Consider the following 18,459-nt stretch of genomic DNA (forward strand, 5'->3'; position numbering starts at 1 on the left):
CAATGTGTCAATTACTTTCTTAAAATCTTATCCATAGTTTTTCCTTTTGCTAATTCATCAACTAGTTTATCCAGATATCGTATCTTTTGCATTAGAGGGTCTTCAATTTCTTCAATACGGTAACCACAGATTACACCAGTAATTTTTGAAGCATTTGGATTTATTTGGGGCGCTTGAGCAAAAAAGGTTTCAAAATCAGTCTTGTTGTCAATGATCTTTTGTAATGATTGTTTATCATATCCTGTAAGCCAAAATATGATTTCATCTAACTCATCTTTTGTCCGTCCCTTTTTCTCCGCTTTTAAAATGTAATGCGGATAAACACCTGCAAAAGACATCTTATATACTCTAGTGTTATTCATATTGCTATTTACTAATTTTTAAAGCTAATTGTTTTGAACGAGATATAAAAACGGCATGTTTTGAATAACCTGTCGCAAATTGGCAGCAAAATTGTCGTATATGCCCCTGTTATATAGCAGCTTTTACTTGCATATTTGATAAAGCAAATTAATATTAAACTATCTTAAAAATTATTGTTATGTCAGAAAATAAAGTTTCATTGCACAGAGTTGTTAAGGCATCACCAGAAAAGATATTTCGTGCCTTTACCGAAGCTACAGCAATTGCTTCATGGTTGCCGCCTTATGGTTTTCTTTGTACCGTACACAATATGGATGTAAAGGTAGGAGGTACATTTAAAATGTCGTTTCACAATTTTACTACAGGAAATGGTCATTCATTTGGTGGTGAATATCTAGAGGTAAAACCTGGTGAGTTTTTAAAGTATACCGATAAATTTGACGATCCAAACCTCCCTGGTGTAATGACCACATCTGTTTGGTTGCAAAAAACATTAGTGGGTACAGAACTAAAAGTATTACAAGAGGGGATACCTGAGGTTATACCTGTAGAAATGTGTTACCTAGGTTGGCAGGAATCGCTTGATAAGTTGATTAAACTTGTAGAGCCAGAAATAAGAGATTAAGTTTTAATGTAATGGCTTGTTAAAGTGCTGGTTTTTTGTTTTTTAACAAGCCATTGCGCCTTTGTATTTATTTATTCTTATTTTTAAGTTTTCGTAGCAATAAGGTCCGCGAATGGAGTATTTAATTAAATTGGAACTGTTATCCACTTAAAATTTTATTGCTATAGTATTAAGCCGAAATGGGGCGCAAATTTCGTCCAATAATATAGTCGTCTTTAACACCACCTTTAAACGCACCTCGTTCGGCCCTTGTTCGACGGGTATCGAACAAAGGGCGAACAATACCCGATCAAGATCCGAGGTAGTTTTAGAAGCCAAAAAAAATCTTAGTATTACCACTTTTTGTATTTTTTCTATTCCCAGGATCGTCTTTTTAACTCTTCCTTACTGCCTTAAAAGTCCCATTCGGCTGAATAAACAAAACGCTTTCGGCCTTTCCATTGCCTTTCACTTCAAATCTCAGATTATAACCTTCTAATGCCTTTAACTTAAAGTTGTGATCACCTAAGGCAATTGTTTCGTAATCTTGCTGACCTGGTACGAATACATATAGAACCTTATTTCTAACAGATACCTTAACCTCCATAGTTCCGAGCATATAGACCCCTTCATACTGTTCAAGTGTTTTTAGATCCAGATTAACAATTTTAGGTTTTAATGTGAAAATCGGTGATTTTAGCTCAAAAGAGGCAGATAAGCTTTCTATTTTACCATCATTATTAGTAAGGAAATTAAACTTAAGATTACTTTCAGAAGTATCCGGTTTACCATCTTTATTAATCTCTCTCCACTCAAACACATCATAATGATAATGCTTAAGCCAAACGCGATACTTCCCTACCTTTACAAAAAGAGAATCATTTTTAACAGAAATATCCATTAGTCCATATGCAGGATTTTCAAACACCCCTGTGTATTCTTTTAACGGATGAGATGGTTTCGTATTTAGAATATGCTTTAAATCAGCCTCTTTTTTAAGATTAGCCTTTTTTTCTTTGGCTATCCTATTCGCTTCAACTGATTTACTGTTCCAGTCAATAGGTTTTAATTTAAACAACCTATCAGTAATGCTATTCAAAACGATTGATGGAACCGAAGAAACATTCTGATTTGTTAATACAACAACGCCAAGCTTATCTGTCGGGAAAAAGGAAACACTGGCACTAAAACCATCTATATTTCCTCCATGTTCTACCTTATAATGACCTCGGTAAGAGTTAATCATCCAGCCTAAACCATAGCTAGACATGTAAACATCCGGTTCTGCTCCAGGCAATCCACCACCCATAACCATCTGAGGACTTGCAGCTTCAGCAATATAGTCAGACGATAAAATTTCTTTTCCATTGTAGTATCCGCCTGATATCCATGTTTTTATCCAATTGGCCATATCATTCACACTACTGTTTATACTCCCTGCCGGCCCCATGCCATCAATATCATAATAGTCCGTTTTTTTAATTACATCGCCATCCAGTTCATAGGGTAATGAAGCATCGGCATCCTTTTTAAATTCAGCCATCGAAGTATTAGAACGTTTCATTTCTAATGGTAAAAAGAACCGCTCTTTTATATTTTGTTCCCAGGTTTTGCCTGTTAACTTTTCTGCAATCATACCCTGCGCCAAAAACATGTAATTGTTGTATTGCCACTTTTCGCGGAGCCCTGCATTTGGCTCCATATACCTTACTCTGCTAATAATGCTATCGCGATTACTTGTGTTAAATACATACCATGATAAATCGTAACGAGATAAACCTGTTCGATGAGTCATCATATCACGTACTATAATCTGGTTATTCATATTATCATTAAAAAATCGCAATTGCGGCAGATAAGATACCGCGTTACCATCAAGGGAAAGCTTTCCTTCCTTTTGCAATATCCCCAATAAGGCAGATGTAAATGCTTTGGTGCTCGAGCCAATTGCAAATAATGTATTAGGTGTCACCGGTTTCTTATTTTCCACATCTCGATATCCAAAACCTTTACTGTAAATAACTTTATCGCCCTCAACTACTGCTACAGAAAAACCTGCAATGTGTTGATCTTTTAAAACTCTATTTAATAAGCTATCAATTCCCTCCAAACGAGCGTCTGTCGGTTTATTGTTTTCCTGAGAAATAGCTGAAAAATTAATACTTGATAGTAGGAGTAGGACGAAGAGATATTTCATAATTAGACATTAAAAAGGTCAGAGTAAGATAGGATAATTTATTTTCATGACCATAAATGATGCAGACTAATTTTGAGTTATCTTCGGGATTTAGCGGAGTATAAAACATGGAAGATAAACCAAATGAAAACCACCCGGCGGATAAAGATTGGAAGGTGATAAATCAGAAAAAAGGACGCATTAAACCTACCACGAAATCGAAGAATATTGGCGTAAAAGCCAATGATGAATTGGAAAGGGAAGCGGATGAACTTGGAAAAGCAGCTAATCAGAAAAAAGCTCCTTGATTAATTATAAATTCCTTCCCATGGATAACCCTTCTTAATTAATTACAAAAACTGCATATTAGTTATCTTATTTTAGAGGTTATTCTAAAACACCTCAAAGAACCTGAGAAAATGAGTGCAGAATTAAATTATTTAGAAATAAACAGACAGTCCTGGAACAATAGAACCGATACGCATTTGAAATCGGAGTTTTACGATTTAGATGGTTTTATGAAGGGTAAAACTTCCTTAAATAGCATTGAGTTAAACTTACTTGGCGATGTAAAAGGAAAATCAATTTTACATTTACAATGCCATTTCGGACAAGATACCATTTCCCTGAGCAGACTTGGAGCTGAAGTTACAGGTGTAGATTTATCAGATAAGGCAATTGAGAGGGCCAAACAAATTGCAAAAGAAATAAATTCAGACACAAAATTTATTTGCTGTAATATTTACGATTTACCAGATCATTTAGACGAACAATTTGATCTCGTTTTTACCAGCTATGGAACAATTGGCTGGTTGCCCGACTTAGATAAATGGGCCAGTATAGTTTCTAAATACCTAAAGCCAAATGGCCAATTTGTGTTTGTAGAGTTTCATCCCGTAGTTTGGATGTTTGATGATAATTTCGAAAAAATCGGATATAACTATTTTAATTCAGGTGCAATTGTGGAATCCGAAACCGGAACATATGCAGATAAAACTGCAGATATATCACAAGATTATGTGATGTGGAATCATGATTTAAGTGAAGTAATAACCAGTTTGATAAACAACAAACTAGAAATCGCATCCTTTAACGAGTTCGACTATTCACCTTATAACTGTTTCAGCAGAACAATCGAATTTGAACCGAAAAAGTACAGAATAGAGCATTTGGAAAACAAAATCCCAATGGTTTATTCCATAGTTGCAAAAAAGAAAAGCCACTAATTATAAGGCCTTTCTGAATTCCAATTGGTATCACTCTTTAAAAAAAAAATGTTATATTGCCACTTAAAATCGCTCACAATGAAAAATTATCTCTCTCTATTTATTGCCATTTCAATTACATTCTTGTGCTGTAAAAAAGAAAAGCAAGTTGAAATTATAACTATTCCTAGTGTAAAAACTGCCACCGCAACTAAAGTTGAACTCTATACAGCAGATGTTGAAGTCGAAGTTACAACTGACGGGAATTTAGAAGTCACCGAAGGGGGTGTTTATTATGCTACTCATCCCAATCCAAAAGCAGAAGATCTAGTTGCTAGATCATTATCTCCTGAACGGAAGTTTGTACAGCATTTGCGTGACTTAGAGCCCAATACCAAATATTATGCGAGAGCTTTTGCTAAAAATAGTGAGGGCACAGGCTATGGCAATGAAATCAGCTTTACAACAGGCAAAGGTGAAATGGCAAAAGTGACGACCTCAGCTTTTAATAATACGATCAGTCAAAGTGCAGTTGGTGGTGGAAATGTAATCAATGATGGTGGAGCAGGAATATTTGAAAAGGGTATTGTTTATAGCACATCACCAAACCCGACAATCGAGGATCAAAAAGTGGATTCTGAATCGCAGTCGGGAGGTGTTTACGAAACTACCTTATTCGGACTTGCATCAAATACCAAGTATTATTTAAGAGCTTATGCTATTAACTATTATGGCGTAGCTTATGGGAATGAAGTTAGTTTTACCTCTTTGCCTTTTGATAGTGTAACCGATGTGGATGGAAATGTATATGCCTACATTACAATTGGAAAACAAAAATGGATGACTTCCAATTTGAGGGTTACTCACTTTAGAAATGGTGATCCGATTAAAAAATACTCAGACAGATCTAGTTGGGACAAAGGGTTTTACTCGTTATACGCATATTCAGGGTTTCGCACAAAAGAAATGGGTTTAATGTATACGCAAAAAATCATCACAGATTCTCGCAATATCGCGCCTGTTGGATGGCATATTCCGACAGACGAAGAGTGGAAGGAGCTTGAAATAAATCAAGGAATGTCCAAACTGGAGGCAGATGATGCCGATAAAAAAATAGAAAGAGGAACGATTGGGAAGAAATTGTTGGTAGGGGGCTCTTCAGGACTTAATATTCAGTTATGTGGCGCATTGATTCATGATACACCGAACGATATTTCTATCTCAGATTACTATGGATTCTACTGGTCTTCCAGTACAGCCGCAGACAATTATCTAATTATTCGCAGATTTTTTTCAGATTTTATAGCAAGACATAGCACTAGTGATGCAGCTATTTCAGTTCGCTGTGTAAAAGATTAGGCAACTTAAGTTTCTTTGTATAGCTTTTTAAGGACTATCATTATTGGACTAACTGTTGCATACACTACTTATATTTGTTAATAACAACTATAAGTAGTGTAAATACAACTACAAGTGTTTGTATTTTTTTGATTCTGGAAATGGGCCCAGATACCTTTGTCGTATCAAAAAAATAAATAATGTATCTATGCTAAATACTAAAATGATCGGCAATAAGATTGCCCAAGCACGAAAGAAAGCAAACATTTCGCAAGCCCAGCTTGCTCAATTTCTATTTATCAGTCCGCAAGCAGTAGGGAAATGGGAGCGGGGAGAATCAAGCCCTGATATCGTTACCTTTAACCGCCTCTCTGAAATTCTTGGGGTCGACCTAAACTATTTTTCAGAGAACTATCAATCCACCAACGATGGAATCGAACAGGAGGCTGCCAAGCAATCCACCACCACCGAACGCCAGGTACAGATAAACCTCACTGCAGTCAATCTGGAAGAAAGCGACTTTGCAGGAGTTACTTTGCACAAAGGAAAATTCAAAGCGAGCCCGTTAAGCGGAGCCGACTTTTCTAATGCAGATTTAACTGGTAGTTTGTTTGAGGTTAGTGATGCACATCAAGCCAATTTTGATGGTGCAAATCTCACAGACTGTACCTTTTCCATCACCGACCTTGCAGATGCGAGCTTCCATAAATCCATCCTTGAACGAACCGACTTTAACAAATCCACACTAGTCGGAACAAAATTTACAGATGTAAAATTAACCGACGTGAAACTTACCATGGTCGACCTTAGAAAAACAATCTTTGAGAACTGTGTTTTTAATGGTGTAGATTTCAAATATTCCGACCTGCGGGGAATGCATTTTAATGGGCAAAGCTTCATAGGAGTTCAATTTGATAAATCTGCACTTAACGATGTTTCATTTACAGGGGCAACGCTTAAAAACGTGTCATTCCGCTTGTCTTTTTCCGTGACAAACAGATCTCACCGTGCCTTTAAAACGGTCTGTTTTGATGGCGCTATAATGGATAAGCTAACCTATGCCGGACTTAAAGGTCTATGGGTTGTCGATTTGTCGAAGGTTATAGTTATTTAAGGAGGTAATGATATTTTTACCCCCTTATATAATGCCAATTTAATTGAATTAAAATCGATTTATAAAACAGTTTTTAATTCAATTAAATTGAACTTTTCATCATTTTTTATAAAATCTTTAAACATTGCAGCGTGCCCGGTACCAACTAAAATAACAATGTTTTTAGTATTTGAAATTAACTGATTTTGAACGTTCGAATACATTATTAAATTTCTTTTGTACCAATCCGAAACTAAATTTGCCCCAAAATAGTTTTCATTTATACCTAAACTATTAGCAAAGGAAATATAAAAACCTTTATTCTCATTTAAATCTTTGTCGGTATTTAGATCTTTAAAAACCTCCTTTAAGTCTTTTTTTGCCAAAGTATAATTAGCTTTTTTGCTTAAGTTAGCTACTTTATCTTTAAAGATTTGGCTAAGTTTTGCATCTGATTTTATTAATTTTTGCAGTAAGTCAAATCGCAACTCAATTAAAGTATCAATAGGATAGATTACTTCATTTTTTGCTTTTTTAGCTAAACGGAAAGCGAGTTGAAAAGTCTCTCCTTCGGTATAAAGTTTTCTCATACGAGCATTTTTTATCGTGTCTGTAAATGCAGAAAACTTATCTTTAAGATATAGTTGGTAATTGTCATTGAGCTCTCTCTTTTTATTGTAATTACTCTCTACAAAAATCTGGTCAGGCTTATATTTTTTTACTATTAAGTCTGTTATTTGTTCTAAACCAAGCTGGTTTTCTTTCGATAACATATCTCTGTTATTTGTTTTTGCTGCATCGTTTCCAGGATTATTAAAGTGAAATGTACCAATCAGGATGACATTTATTTTATCCTGAGAAAAGGAATTTAGAAAGAATAGTAGAAGAATTGATGAAGTGAATAATTTTTGAAACATACTTTGTGTTTTTTTTAGGGGTGCAAATTTAGTAATATCTTCTCAAAAAATATGTCGCGCACTACCTGTTTAAATGTCGTTTCTACACCCCAAGTGTTTCGCCATTTATCGGTAACTTTAGTAAAGAGTTTATAACAAAGGATATAGATATGAATCCAAAAATGATCTGGTCAAATTTAACAGTAAGTGATTTAGACCGAACAACGAAATTTTATACAGAACTTGGATTTAAATCCAATGGTAGGTCAAATGACCTCACAAGCTTTTTTGTAGGTGAGAAAAACTTTGTAATGCATTTCTTTTTAGCAGATAGCATGAAAGCAAATGTGGAGATTGAAATTTCCGATGCTCACATTGCTAACGAAGTCATGTTTACCCTTTCTGCCGAAACCAAAGATGAGGTAGATAAATGGGCGAATGAAGTGCAAAGCGCTGGCGGAAAAATCGTTTCAAAGCCTAAGGAGTTTGGCGAGGGGTATTATGGTTTTGTATTTGCTGACCCAGATGGGCATAAGTTTAACGTGTTTTATATGTAAACTACCAATTTATTACACTCATAATTAATAAAAAAATGGAACAGCAAACTAACCAGCCATCGCCAGAAAATATCATGAAAATTGGCACGGGCTTTTGGGCTTCAAAAATTCTTTTAACGGCAGTGAGTTTCGAATTATTCACTGCGCTTGCTGAAAAGAAAACCATGAAAGCAAAAGACGTTAAAGATGCTTTAAACCTCAAATGCACAGATAGAAATGTGTATGATTTTTTAGATGCCCTAACTGTATTCGGTTTCTTAAATCGCGAAGGTATCTTGGATACCGCTACTTATTCGAACACATTAGATACAGAAATATTTTTAGATAAAAAGAAGCCATCATATATTGGAGGGATCCTCGAAATGATGAATAATCGCTTATATACATTTTGGGGTAACTTGGGCGAGGGGTTACTTACCGGACTTCCACAAAACGAAGCAAAAAAGAGTGAGGATTTTTTCGGTTTGCTATATCAAGACCCTGAAAAATTAAAAGAATTTACCAGTGCAATGAGCGGTATCCAAATGGGTAATTTTATAGCCTTCGCTCAAAAGTTCGATTTCACTAAATACAAAACCCTAATAGATGTAGGCGGTTCAGCAGGTCTGCTTTCACTTATGGTTGCAAAACATAATCCTCATCTGCGCTGTACAAGTTTCGACTTGCCTCCGGTTCAACCCATTGCGAATGCTACCATACAGCAATACGGGCTATCAGAGCGTGTAACAACCGCAAGTGGCGACTTCTTTACAATGCCAGTACCCAATGCAGATATTGTTGTAATGGGTAATATTCTGCACGATTGGGACGAAGAGAATAAAATATCCTTAATGAGAAAAGCCTATGATGCACTCCCTGCCAATGGGGCATTTGTAGCAATTGAGGGCATAATAGATGACGAAAGAAAGCAAAACGTTTTTGGGATGATGATGAGTTTAAATATGCTTATAGAAACAGGAACAGGCTTTGATTACACCTTTGCCGATTTTAACAGATGGGCAAATATTGTCGGCTTTAAATCAACTGCGTTGCTTCCCTTAGCAGGACCATCAAGCGCAGCAATTGCCTACAAAACCTAAAAACCCATAACAGTATCTCATTGATATAATTTACTCAGAACTCCAACCTTTTTAAAGTTCAATTCAGACACCAACATTCCAATAAATATCAAGCAACCTCCCAGTAATAAACGCCAGGAAAGCTCTTCATTTAATAAATAGGCTGCGGCAATGGCTCCAAATACTGGCTCGAAGAGATAGATAATAGATACACGTTCGGCAGAGAGGTATCGTTGAGCGATATTCGAAACACTATACATGTAAGCAGTGGAGAACAGGGCGCAGAAACCAACCGCTATCCAAAACGAATTATTGTCGGGTAACCACGCATTGCTGCTACCCATCAGCGCCATGATAAAGGTCAGCAAGGTACAAGTCCCAAACATAGGCACTATAGTGGTCACAATATCAACGTTGCGCGAGTACTTTTCAACTCGGATTAGGTAATAGGCAAATGCAAAAGCTCCGGCTACTGTATACAAATCCCCGGCATTTACTGAAAAATCATTTTTGATTGATATGATGGCTAACCCCGTAAGAGCAAAAAAACAGGCCACCCAAATCTTGGCCGGAGCTAGGTGCCTATACATGGCTATTTTGAGTAGGGGAATGAGAATTACGCTCATACCTGCAAGAAAAGCAGTTTGAGAAGCAGAAGTGTATTTTATTCCCATTGTTTGCAGGTAAATCCCAAGCATCAGCGGAATGGCCAGTTCTCCACCTATTCTGGCCGTAGCCCAGTTGATCTGTTTGAGTTTTTTTGAAAATACAAGCGACAGAAAAAATGTGGCAGCCAAAAACCTATAAAATAAGAAGATAAAAGGCGAACTATAGCCAATGGCCATCTTGGTTACAGGAAATGATACACCCCAAAAGGCAGTGCCCAAAATCAACAGCAAAATCAATATGTTATTTTTACTCATGTTCCATCGATTAACTCTTTTAGTTTCGCTACAAAGTTACATTTCATTTCAATGCCAAAATATGCCATAAACTATAAATCTGTACCCATTGAAAAATCAAAAACTATGTTGGTTTTTATCGAAATTTAGTTCAGAGCTTTGCGGTTCAACTGAAACCAAAATAGAAAATGACCACTGTCAATTTAACTCCAAAGCACTTGCTTTTAGCACTACTCGTTGTTCTTGTATGGGGTCTTAACTTTATTGCAATATACGTTGGGCTAAAAGAATTTCCGCCCTTTTTACTATGTGCTGTCCGGTTTGGACTCTCAGCAATTCCTTGGATTTTCATTCTACCAAAACCTAAAGCTCCACTAAAGTATATTATTGGTTATGGTCTGTTTACATTTGCTATGCAGTTTGGCTTTTTGTTTAGCGCTATTCATTTTGGTTTATCTCCGGGTTTAGCTTCACTTGTACTACAGGTTCAGGTCTTCTTTTCCATTGGTCTTGCATTTTTATTCTTTCAAGATCGCCCAAGCCTATTGAAAATTTTTGGCTCCTTAATTTCTTTTGTTGGAATTGGAATTGTTGCTGCTCACGTTAGCGGGGGGACAACATTTATAGGGCTCATATTAACCTTACTTGCTGCTTTTTCATGGGCAACGGGGAATATGTTTACAAAAAAAGTCGATGCCAATTCGCCACTGTCTCTTGTAGTTTGGGGTAATCTAATTGCCTTTCCTTTTATGGTTGCAGTTTCACTACTGGTCGAGGGGCCTGTTTTGATTATGAGTTCATTGCAAAATGTATCTTGGATAACCATTGTGGCAATTATTTACACCGTTTATATCTCTACTCACGTTGGCTACGGCGCCTGGGGATTTCTTGTTAACTCATATCCAACATCAGTAATTGTTCCATTTACATTACTAATTCCTGTGGTAGGTTTTATTGGGTCGGCATTATTTTTAGGAGAAGATTTGCCCTTATGGAAACTCTGGGCTTCTCTTTTTATAATGGGTGGACTCATCTTCAATTTGCTCGAGAAACAGGTTCTGAAGCTATTAAAAATCATTAAAATTGAAAAGCCTGATGATTTTCGTTGATACCATTAATAAAACCCAATAATTGTTGTGAATAAATCAATTTGATAAACATTGCTGATTTATTCATTACTTTCATCACATGATTTTAGAAGTAGCAATATTAAATATTATAGAGGGAAGACAATTAGATTTCGAAAACGCTTTCAAGCAAGCGCAAGTTATTATCTCTAGTATGCAGGGGTACATCAGTCATGAATTGCAGAAGTGCATTGAGAATGACCAGCAATACATTTTACTGGTAAAGTGGGAAACGCTGGAAGCCCATACGGTTGGTTTTAGAGGTTCTTCCGAATACCAGGAGTGGAGAGCACTGCTACATCATTTTTATGATCCATTTCCGGTTGTAGAACATTACAATATTGTTTAAAATAGTTCAGAGAATCTTTATTAAATCTTTAGCCACGGTATAGCCAGTACTTGTATTGTTCGTTAGCACAACTACTGCTATTTGCTTACTCAAATCTATACAAACACTGCTGTAATAGCCAGCTGTTCCACCAGCGTGGGTTATAACATTTTTATTTTCCGGTAAGTACTGCCAGCCTAATCCAAATATATCAGCTTCTTTGTTAAAGGTGATCTGATGCGTTAGTTTTATCGCTTTATCAAGTGTAGGAGTGGGAGGTGATATTTGAGCTTTCGCATAACTTATAAGGTCAAATGTTGAACTTTTAATGGCACCTGCAGCCTCAAATGCCTGCAAGCGATAAAAAGAAGCTGGTTTATAGAATCCATTATATCCCTGAGCAAGGTTGCTGAATTTGGTAGTGTCTATGGCGCATATGGTTTCATCCATATTCAATGGCAGGGTAATATACTGTCGTAGAAGCTCTTTGTAGGGTTTGTGATAAACTCTTTCTAGCAATAAGCCCATCAACCCTACGGCTAAATTGCTGTAATTATATTTTGTGCCTGGCTCCGTTGTTTGTTTATAACGCTTTAAAAACGAAAACATCTCTTTAATACCGTAGTTCTCATAGCGCTGATTGTCATCAATGACTGTAGCTTGCAGATTGTCAGGATTTCGGGGTAAACCAGAAGTGTGATTGGCAAGTTCTTTAAATATTATCTTTTGCAACGCGGGATTTTTAGCTACAGAATCTGGAAGAAACTTGATAATTGGTGTTTCCAGAGTTAGTTTTTGCTGATTAATAGCTATTGCAAGCAGTGTAGAGGTAAAAGTCTTTGTTATTGAGCCGATGTCGTACAATGTATGATTATCGGGCAGACTTTTCGTGCCGACTTTACGCTCCCCATAGTTATAAAAGTAGCTATTCCCTTTGTAAACAACAGCTGCACTGATCCCTACATTTCCTTTGGTTTGGATATAGGCAGACAGCACCTGATCAACAGTGCTATCCAGATGATTAATTAGTTTATTGTCGGTGGATACTTTGAAGGTTTTCTTTTCAGTTTCTGTAAATGGCAATGGGAAAAAGATATTCAATTTGCCGTGTTTATCTAAGTTCCCAAACATAATCTGCAAGGGTTGTTTTCCATCTACTTTGTATATACTGACCGAATCGTTCCTGCTTATTAAGGTTAGATTTTTTAGGGGTAACAAATAAGAGAGCTGCTCATTGTAAATACTAGTCCATTTGGTTGCTGTAAGTTGTTTCCTAAAAGTTTCACCAAGCAGAAAATAAACGCTGTCGGGTTTATTATCATTCATATAACGAATAGTCAATTTAGCAATAGCATCTATTTTTTGTTCCGAACCTGTCTGCTTACAGCCAGCCAAACCAAATAGTAAAACAAAAGCGGTTTTAATAATGAGATAGACACGATTTATAGTAGGCATTTGATGATCATGTTAAGGCGTTAATATTTTGTCAGCCTATAACTGTGTCAAAAAGCTGAGATAATTAAAGATAAGAAATAGATTGAATAATCAATTTGCCTCAATTATTGGGGTATAGGACAAGACAAACCAAATGATAAATTACTACCTTTAGCTAGTTTCAAACCAGTTTAAACATGACGCAACTCACAATACAATACATTTTATACGCTATATTTATTGTTGGATTTATCATTTGGCTTTTTAGAGCTAGTAAGAATAAATCAAAATTTGGGATAAATTTAAAAAGGGTATACTGCCCGGTTTGCAAAACTAAGCAGCCTATAATCAGAATGCCTAGAAGTTTAGAAGAAGGGCTATATGGGGGAACCACTTGTCCCAAATGTCAAACAAGGTTGGACAAGTATGGAGATATTATTTCATAAGTTCCACAAATCGAAGCTATAAGTAAACCTATGCGGATTATAGTTTTTACAACACTTTTCTTAATCAGTGCATTTGCCTTACATGCTCAACGCAAGGTTAGTGTTATTTACTGCGGTATTGGTAGTGATATTTATACTGTTTTTGGACATACAGGTATTAGAATTTCAAATGGAACAAGCGATGTAGTTTATAATTTTGGAACCTTTGATCCATCCACACCACATTTTATTTCTAAATACATCAAAGGAAATTTAGACTATTCACTGTCCGTACAAGATTACAATCAATTTATAAGCTCCTATATTGAAGAAGGTAGAGAAATTACTGAACATCAATTGTCTTTAACTAACCAGGAAATTATAAATATTGAAGCAGAACTCGCTACTATCTATAATTCGAAATCAAAATATTACCGTTATCAGTTTTTAAAAAATAACTGTTCTACAAAGATATTCGAAGTAATACAGCAAACTTTAAGCAAAAGGTTGATACAGCATAAAGTCAATTTAAAGTCCACTTACAGACAGTCACTAAATGAGATATTGAAATATAATTCCTTCCTCAGACTTCCTGTAAACTGTTTGTTGGGTAGGATGGGCGAAAACCACCTTAACTCAGTAAGTAAAGTTTACTTACCCGATTCGTTAATTAGCGAATTGGAATCTTCAAGAGTTTTGAGTGAAAGTTCACAAAACACAGCACTTGTAATTTCTAAGGAAGTAAAGTTTCAATCAACCAATAATTTAAAAGTGACATATACTGATTTTATAATTACCGCACTTTTTTTACTGGTTATTATTGTTTTCAGAAGCAAATATATACTGCTTTTTACAGCTTCTTTGGGAATGGTAATTATCTTCCTTATGGTATTTTCGCTAAGGCAGGAGTTTGCCTCCAATTACAATGTTTTTTTATTCAATCCAATTGATTTTTTAGTTGTCTTTTCACCTGAAAAGTACAGAAAGCAGATTTTAATATTTTCTCTGTTCTTCAATGTCCTGTACGTTATTGTATTTTGTTTTATTGGCATTAACTATCTCCCTTTAATGATTATTAATTTAGGGATAATATATCTAAAATCAAGAATGTTGGTGAACGTAAACTATGGAAGCCAATACATAAAACAGTAAAGAACTCCTTAGCGGGCTTCTTACCTACTTAAAAATGTTGGCCAGGGTTGAGTGTAAGGCCTCTCTTTTCAAATCCTTTGCAATCACAACACCATCGGGTGAAATCAGTAGGTTAGCCGGAATAGTGGTGATACCGTAAATCTTATAAGGCAGGTTGTCATTTCCTTTAAGGTCAGAAAGTTGTGTCCAAATCATACCGTCTTCTTTAATGGCCTTTAACCATTTTTCCTTATCTTTTTTCTCATCAATAGAAACGCTCAGTACTGTAAAGCCTTTGCTTTTGTACTTGTTATAGGCCGAAAGTACATTCGGATTTTCTGCACGGCATGGTCCGCACCATGAGGCCCAAAAATCCAGCAAAACATATTTGCCGCGGTAATCAGAGAGGCGTATGGTTTTTCCGTTAACATCAGGTTGGGCAAAGTCTTTTGCCAGCGTGCCAACACTTATCCTTTTCCCGAGTTGGATTTTTTGCTTAATGCTTTCACCCAAAACAGAAGACTTCAGCTCCGGAGAAAGCTTGCTAAAACTCCCCTCAACTTTATCAATCCAACGGCTGTCGCGAATCAGCTCACTTAATGTAACTAAGCTAACATAGGACGATGGATGTTTATCTACAAATGAAAACTGGACAGGCACCATCAGGTCAACTTGATTATGATATATGCTTTTCAGACGGGCAACTAAGGCCTTATCCTTTTGTTCCTGGTCACTTAATTCATAAGGATCGCGCAAGGTTGTCAATTTATCAAAGTAAGGTCTAAGAGCTGCCCTTAATTCGTCATAATCGGTATTTAGAGGTGTACCGGCATTTGCGGAATGGCGAAGGGTATCTGATGAGTGAAGTGTAATATTGCCTTTTTCCAGATATACTGTTGCTGCATCGAATATTACGTTTGCATATTTGGGATTCTGGTTGCGGTAAAGGCTTGCCCTTACAGGCCCTGAAACAGATCCCGAAAATCGGAACGACTTATTGTGTACAGTTACTGAATCCTCGATAAAACCCTTGACTGAGCGATAGGAAAGGAAGATCTTATCACCTTCCTGAAAGCCATCGCCATCGCCTGTTATAGTAAAATTATCCTGTGCAAAGCCTGATAAGGCAGCAAGTAGGAAAGCGAATAGGAGCGTGGTTCTCATTTTCTAAATTTATTTATTTCTTTAGAGAATTCCTGCTAACTTGTTAACTTACTTAAAATTAGTTGATGAAATATTTGTAGGTATTATCAATTATTTTTGTCTTTCAAACAATAAATGAGGTATGAGAAAATTTACTAGATTAATTTGCTTACTATTAATAGTTAGTGCCGTTTCCTGTAAGAAAAAGGCAGCAGTTGATGAAAATAAAGATTTGACTGTATGTGGGGTTAAAAACCCTATTCAAAACCTTTCCTGGCTAAATGCTAAATTCAAATCATTAGCAGGGGGGGCTAATATGAATGGTATTGTACTGTATCGACTCAATGGTAGTGAAGTTATTGAAATACAAGGTTCAGTATTTAGCTCTACAAACCAGCACCAGTATTATTGCGATGGAACTAAACTCAATTTAGATGAGCCATCGGCTTTTAATGAATTTAAAAAAGAGCGTAAGTTAATTGGCGTTTTGTACGGTACAAATATTTGGAAGGATTGGAAATAGTGATAAGTCATTTTAAAACGACAGGGTAAGAATGAGCTTCAAAGTTTGTTTGGTTGGACAATGAACGGTAAAGGTGTGCAGGTTATTCAAACTCCTTACGGACAGGACGTTTTGCAAATGGCGGGCACTGCAAATTTAATAGATTGTAAAGTCTAGTCATACGGCTGAATTTATTATATTTAAGATGATCTATGATCATCCTAAAACGCCTCACGTATGAAAAAAAGTTATCAGTTTCTACTTTTTCTAATTACCGTATCCATATTTATAGTACTGCCGTATTTTGCTGAAGCACAAAAAATATATGAAGGCCAGGTGTTAGACAAAACAACCAATTTGCCCTTACCTGCAACAACAGTAACTTTACAAAAAGAGAATATTAGTGTGAAGACTAATGATCGAGGATATTTTAAGTTACTTGCAAAGGACGCAATTAAAGATGATGTACTCCTTTTTACTTTTATAGGTTATAAAACCTATCAGTTATCGGTAAAAGATGTTAAGGATTACCTATTTATAGAGCTAGAATCTACCTCTGCTAGTCTTAATGAGGTAAACATTAAAGCAGTAAAAATCAAAAATATAACACTTGAAAAGTTTTGGTTTGCCGATATCCGAGAAGAGAGTAAGGTGACAGGAGGCATAATGATCGGAAATTCCAAATTCTCGGCCAAACTTTTTGAGGCGCCAGTTGAGAATGCCATACTATTAAGCGTGCAATTAGGGCGAAAAGATTTTGGGAATTACCTTGTAAAACCAAATAAATTTGCACGCTTCATTTTACATATAAAGAGGCTTAGTAATAGTACTGGTGGTCCCGGTGAAACCATTATTACCAAAGATGTTACGGTTCAGGATAATTCTCACCTAATCACTATCGACTTCAGTAAAGATAGTGTTCTATTGCCCTCTAAATTTTTCATCGTTATTGAGTATTTATTTATCCCGTTTAATGAAATGATAAGCGTAGTGACAGAAAAGAAAGCCAAAGGTTTAAACAAAAAGGGCAGACAAGTAACCGAAGATGCAGCTGCTTATTCTATAGCTTATCAACCTGTCATATCAGTATATATGCCTCACAAACTTAGTTTATTATGGTCTGTAGATGAAAAAGGGAACTGGAAATCCCGTCAATCCAACAAAACAATGGCTATATCGGCGACAATACGTTATTAACAAGGGTATGAAAATCTTTCTAACTTTTATAAGTTGTATAATGTGGTTGGCGTCAAGCGCACAACAGGAACAGCGTAATACATTTCACTTAGTCGACGCGGTAACTAACAAGCCATTAACGGTCTCAGTGTCTATAGTGCGTGCAAAATTAGCTATCACCACAGAAAACGACGGGGTTTTTATGATACCTGGCGATCTAAAACTAATGACCGACACCATTATTTTTAGCGTACAAAATTATGATCAATTAAAGATGTCACTAAAAGCACTTGAGGGCTTGGATACTTTACGTTTAAGCAAAGCAATTCTTAAGAACAATCATATTAAATCAACTTTCTTAAAAGATACTTTGTTAAATGATTTTGAAGATAGCGATGTTGTTTATTTTGCAGGCTTGCATCAAAATGGTGAGGGCTTTAATTATCTTCAACTGGCGCAACGATTTGATATAGATAAAACAAATTCTCGGTTAGATGCTATTCAGTTAAACCGCTTGTCATTTAATATAAATACAAACCATGATATCGTAAATAATGATAAAATGTATGATTATCTTGATATTGAATATACTAAGTTTAAGGTACGTATTTATGATATTGATCCGTCGACAGGAAAGCCAGGCAAAGATCTATGTACAGACATTATTGAAATAAAAATAGCTGACTCAAAAAAAGCCCGGATAGATTTAAAAAAATACAATATTATCATACCTAACAAGACTTTTTTTGTTGCAGTAGAATGGATGCGCGATTACTACAATGCACATTATACTTATGTATTTAATTACAAGCGCGATGCGGAAAAAATAATAAGTTATAAACCTGCAATTGGTATACTGCCCATTTTCAATAAAAATCTAAACATATGGGCAATGGATACAAGCCGTAATTGGATACCTTATGATACATTCAGTCCTTTCGGAACTGATTTAGCTATAAAGGCTAAAGTAGCTTACAACTAACACATTTGTAGTTAATCTT

At 35.9% G+C, this 18,459-nt stretch carries 19 protein-coding genes; 13 read left to right on the top strand and 6 right to left on the bottom strand.

The genetic code is table 11. From position 1 onward, the window contains the following. Nucleotides 1-11: 11 nt before the first annotated feature. Nucleotides 12-362 carry a DUF2200 domain-containing protein gene (locus HQN83_RS18225; protein WP_173092030.1) on the bottom strand — a complete coding sequence of 117 codons (351 nt, stop codon included), beginning with the start codon at nucleotides 360-362 and terminating at the stop codon, nucleotides 12-14. Nucleotides 363-541: 179 nt separating this feature from the next. Between HQN83_RS18225 and HQN83_RS18230 the strand changes: the two genes are divergently transcribed. Then, on the top strand, nucleotides 542-988 hold the full coding sequence (locus HQN83_RS18230) for an SRPBCC family protein (RefSeq protein WP_173092032.1): 447 nt from the start codon (nucleotides 542-544) through the stop codon (nucleotides 986-988). A 373-nt stretch (nucleotides 989-1,361) separates the two neighbouring features. Here the strand turns inward: HQN83_RS18230 and HQN83_RS18235 are convergent, their stop codons facing one another. Further along, nucleotides 1,362-3,164, bottom strand: a complete 1,803-nt coding sequence (locus HQN83_RS18235; RefSeq protein ID WP_173092035.1) for a serine hydrolase — start codon at nucleotides 3,162-3,164, stop codon at nucleotides 1,362-1,364. 107 nt (nucleotides 3,165-3,271) lie between these two features. Between HQN83_RS18235 and HQN83_RS18240 the strand changes: the two genes are divergently transcribed. The 4 genes from HQN83_RS18240 to HQN83_RS18255 all read left to right on the top strand — a co-directional run bounded on the left by HQN83_RS18240 (nucleotide 3,272) and on the right by HQN83_RS18255 (nucleotide 6,800). Continuing rightward, nucleotides 3,272-3,451: a hypothetical protein gene (locus HQN83_RS18240; RefSeq protein WP_173092037.1), complete on the top strand. Its 180-nt coding sequence runs from the start codon at nucleotides 3,272-3,274 to the stop codon at nucleotides 3,449-3,451. Between the two features lie 111 nt (nucleotides 3,452-3,562). Further along, nucleotides 3,563-4,369: a class I SAM-dependent methyltransferase gene (locus tag HQN83_RS18245; RefSeq protein ID WP_173092039.1), complete on the top strand. Its 807-nt coding sequence runs from the start codon at nucleotides 3,563-3,565 to the stop codon at nucleotides 4,367-4,369. Between the two features lie 78 nt (nucleotides 4,370-4,447). Further along, complete coding sequence (locus tag HQN83_RS18250) at nucleotides 4,448-5,707, top strand: fibrobacter succinogenes major paralogous domain-containing protein (RefSeq protein ID WP_173092041.1); 1,260 nt, start codon at nucleotides 4,448-4,450, stop codon at nucleotides 5,705-5,707. 187 nt (nucleotides 5,708-5,894) lie between these two features. After that, nucleotides 5,895-6,800, top strand: coding sequence for a pentapeptide repeat-containing protein (locus tag HQN83_RS18255; RefSeq protein WP_217277425.1), 906 nt, complete (start codon nucleotides 5,895-5,897; stop codon nucleotides 6,798-6,800). Nucleotides 6,801-6,859: 59 nt separating this feature from the next. On the opposite strand, the gene HQN83_RS18260 is transcribed toward HQN83_RS18255, so the two are convergent. Further along, a complete protein-coding gene (locus tag HQN83_RS18260; RefSeq protein WP_173092043.1) occupies nucleotides 6,860-7,696 on the bottom strand; it encodes a DUF5694 domain-containing protein in 837 nt (278 codons plus the stop codon). A 149-nt stretch (nucleotides 7,697-7,845) separates the two neighbouring features. Here HQN83_RS18260 and HQN83_RS18265 point away from each other — a divergent pair, with 149 nt between their 5' ends. Both HQN83_RS18265 and HQN83_RS18270 read left to right on the top strand, forming a co-directional pair. Then, entirely contained in the window at nucleotides 7,846-8,232 is a 387-nt protein-coding gene (locus HQN83_RS18265; RefSeq protein WP_173092045.1) for a VOC family protein, read from the top strand. Nucleotides 8,233-8,267: 35 nt separating this feature from the next. Continuing rightward, nucleotides 8,268-9,311: a methyltransferase gene (locus HQN83_RS18270; RefSeq protein ID WP_173092047.1), complete on the top strand. Its 1,044-nt coding sequence runs from the start codon at nucleotides 8,268-8,270 to the stop codon at nucleotides 9,309-9,311. A 17-nt stretch (nucleotides 9,312-9,328) separates the two neighbouring features. Here the strand turns inward: HQN83_RS18270 and HQN83_RS18275 are convergent, their stop codons facing one another. Beyond that, nucleotides 9,329-10,213: a DMT family transporter gene (locus tag HQN83_RS18275; protein ID WP_173092049.1), complete on the bottom strand. Its 885-nt coding sequence runs from the start codon at nucleotides 10,211-10,213 to the stop codon at nucleotides 9,329-9,331. Between the two features lie 167 nt (nucleotides 10,214-10,380). Here HQN83_RS18275 and HQN83_RS18280 point away from each other — a divergent pair, with 167 nt between their 5' ends. Together HQN83_RS18280 and HQN83_RS18285 are read left to right on the top strand one after the other, a co-directional pair. Beyond that, nucleotides 10,381-11,301: an EamA family transporter gene (locus HQN83_RS18280; RefSeq protein WP_173092051.1), complete on the top strand. Its 921-nt coding sequence runs from the start codon at nucleotides 10,381-10,383 to the stop codon at nucleotides 11,299-11,301. A 79-nt stretch (nucleotides 11,302-11,380) separates the two neighbouring features. Beyond that, nucleotides 11,381-11,668: an antibiotic biosynthesis monooxygenase family protein gene (locus HQN83_RS18285; RefSeq protein ID WP_173092053.1), complete on the top strand. Its 288-nt coding sequence runs from the start codon at nucleotides 11,381-11,383 to the stop codon at nucleotides 11,666-11,668. A gap of 6 nt (nucleotides 11,669-11,674) precedes the next feature. Here HQN83_RS18285 and HQN83_RS18290 read toward each other — a convergent pair whose 3' ends face one another. Then, nucleotides 11,675-13,102, bottom strand: coding sequence for a serine hydrolase domain-containing protein (locus tag HQN83_RS18290; protein WP_173092055.1), 1,428 nt, complete (start codon nucleotides 13,100-13,102; stop codon nucleotides 11,675-11,677). 455 nt (nucleotides 13,103-13,557) lie between these two features. Between HQN83_RS18290 and HQN83_RS18295 the strand changes: the two genes are divergently transcribed. After that, nucleotides 13,558-14,658, top strand: a complete 1,101-nt coding sequence (locus HQN83_RS18295) for a lipoprotein N-acyltransferase Lnb domain-containing protein (RefSeq protein ID WP_173092057.1) — start codon at nucleotides 13,558-13,560, stop codon at nucleotides 14,656-14,658. Between the two features lie 24 nt (nucleotides 14,659-14,682). Here HQN83_RS18295 and HQN83_RS18300 read toward each other — a convergent pair whose 3' ends face one another. Continuing rightward, on the bottom strand, nucleotides 14,683-15,801 hold the full coding sequence (locus tag HQN83_RS18300) for an AhpC/TSA family protein (RefSeq protein WP_173092059.1): 1,119 nt from the start codon (nucleotides 15,799-15,801) through the stop codon (nucleotides 14,683-14,685). 121 nt (nucleotides 15,802-15,922) lie between these two features. On the opposite strand from HQN83_RS18300, the gene HQN83_RS18305 reads away from it, so the two are divergent. The 3 genes from HQN83_RS18305 to HQN83_RS18315 all read left to right on the top strand — a co-directional run bounded on the left by HQN83_RS18305 (nucleotide 15,923) and on the right by HQN83_RS18315 (nucleotide 18,440). After that, nucleotides 15,923-16,303, top strand: a complete 381-nt coding sequence (locus tag HQN83_RS18305) for a hypothetical protein (RefSeq protein WP_173092061.1) — start codon at nucleotides 15,923-15,925, stop codon at nucleotides 16,301-16,303. A gap of 216 nt (nucleotides 16,304-16,519) precedes the next feature. Next, nucleotides 16,520-17,479 (top strand): carboxypeptidase-like regulatory domain-containing protein, encoded by a 960-nt coding sequence (locus tag HQN83_RS18310; protein ID WP_173092063.1) that lies wholly within the window; start codon nucleotides 16,520-16,522, stop codon nucleotides 17,477-17,479. A 7-nt stretch (nucleotides 17,480-17,486) separates the two neighbouring features. Continuing rightward, a complete protein-coding gene (locus HQN83_RS18315) occupies nucleotides 17,487-18,440 on the top strand; it encodes a hypothetical protein (RefSeq protein WP_173092065.1) in 954 nt (317 codons plus the stop codon). Nucleotides 18,441-18,459 lie beyond the last annotated feature (19 nt).

It is taken from the genome of Pedobacter foliorum (genome assembly GCF_013266735.1).
Classification (GTDB): Bacteria; Bacteroidota; Bacteroidia; order Sphingobacteriales; family Sphingobacteriaceae; genus Pedobacter; species Pedobacter foliorum.

Excerpts from the sequence above, each read along its gene's own strand:
- HQN83_RS18245 (WP_173092039.1), top strand. The coding sequence starts at position 3,563 with ATGAGTGCAGAATTAAATTATTTAGAAATAAACAGACAGTCCTGGAAC.
- HQN83_RS18310 (WP_173092063.1), top strand. The coding sequence starts at position 16,520 with ATGAAAAAAAGTTATCAGTTTCTACTTTTTCTAATTACCGTATCCATA.
- HQN83_RS18290 (WP_173092055.1), bottom strand. The coding sequence starts at position 13,102 with ATGCCTACTATAAATCGTGTCTATCTCATTATTAAAACCGCTTTTGTT.
- HQN83_RS18305 (WP_173092061.1), top strand. The coding sequence starts at position 15,923 with ATGAGAAAATTTACTAGATTAATTTGCTTACTATTAATAGTTAGTGCC.
- HQN83_RS18265 (WP_173092045.1), top strand. The coding sequence starts at position 7,846 with ATGAATCCAAAAATGATCTGGTCAAATTTAACAGTAAGTGATTTAGAC.
- HQN83_RS18225 (WP_173092030.1), bottom strand. The coding sequence starts at position 362 with ATGAATAACACTAGAGTATATAAGATGTCTTTTGCAGGTGTTTATCCG.
- HQN83_RS18235 (WP_173092035.1), bottom strand. The coding sequence starts at position 3,164 with ATGAAATATCTCTTCGTCCTACTCCTACTATCAAGTATTAATTTTTCA.
- HQN83_RS18315 (WP_173092065.1), top strand. The coding sequence starts at position 17,487 with ATGAAAATCTTTCTAACTTTTATAAGTTGTATAATGTGGTTGGCGTCA.
- HQN83_RS18275 (WP_173092049.1), bottom strand. The coding sequence starts at position 10,213 with ATGAGTAAAAATAACATATTGATTTTGCTGTTGATTTTGGGCACTGCC.
- HQN83_RS18255 (WP_217277425.1), top strand. The coding sequence starts at position 5,895 with ATGCTAAATACTAAAATGATCGGCAATAAGATTGCCCAAGCACGAAAG.
- HQN83_RS18230 (WP_173092032.1), top strand. The coding sequence starts at position 542 with ATGTCAGAAAATAAAGTTTCATTGCACAGAGTTGTTAAGGCATCACCA.
- HQN83_RS18280 (WP_173092051.1), top strand. The coding sequence starts at position 10,381 with ATGACCACTGTCAATTTAACTCCAAAGCACTTGCTTTTAGCACTACTC.
- HQN83_RS18240 (WP_173092037.1), top strand. The coding sequence starts at position 3,272 with ATGGAAGATAAACCAAATGAAAACCACCCGGCGGATAAAGATTGGAAG.
- HQN83_RS18270 (WP_173092047.1), top strand. The coding sequence starts at position 8,268 with ATGGAACAGCAAACTAACCAGCCATCGCCAGAAAATATCATGAAAATT.
- HQN83_RS18285 (WP_173092053.1), top strand. The coding sequence starts at position 11,381 with ATGATTTTAGAAGTAGCAATATTAAATATTATAGAGGGAAGACAATTA.
- HQN83_RS18260 (WP_173092043.1), bottom strand. The coding sequence starts at position 7,696 with ATGTTTCAAAAATTATTCACTTCATCAATTCTTCTACTATTCTTTCTA.
- HQN83_RS18295 (WP_173092057.1), top strand. The coding sequence starts at position 13,558 with ATGCGGATTATAGTTTTTACAACACTTTTCTTAATCAGTGCATTTGCC.
- HQN83_RS18250 (WP_173092041.1), top strand. The coding sequence starts at position 4,448 with ATGAAAAATTATCTCTCTCTATTTATTGCCATTTCAATTACATTCTTG.
- HQN83_RS18300 (WP_173092059.1), bottom strand. The coding sequence starts at position 15,801 with ATGAGAACCACGCTCCTATTCGCTTTCCTACTTGCTGCCTTATCAGGC.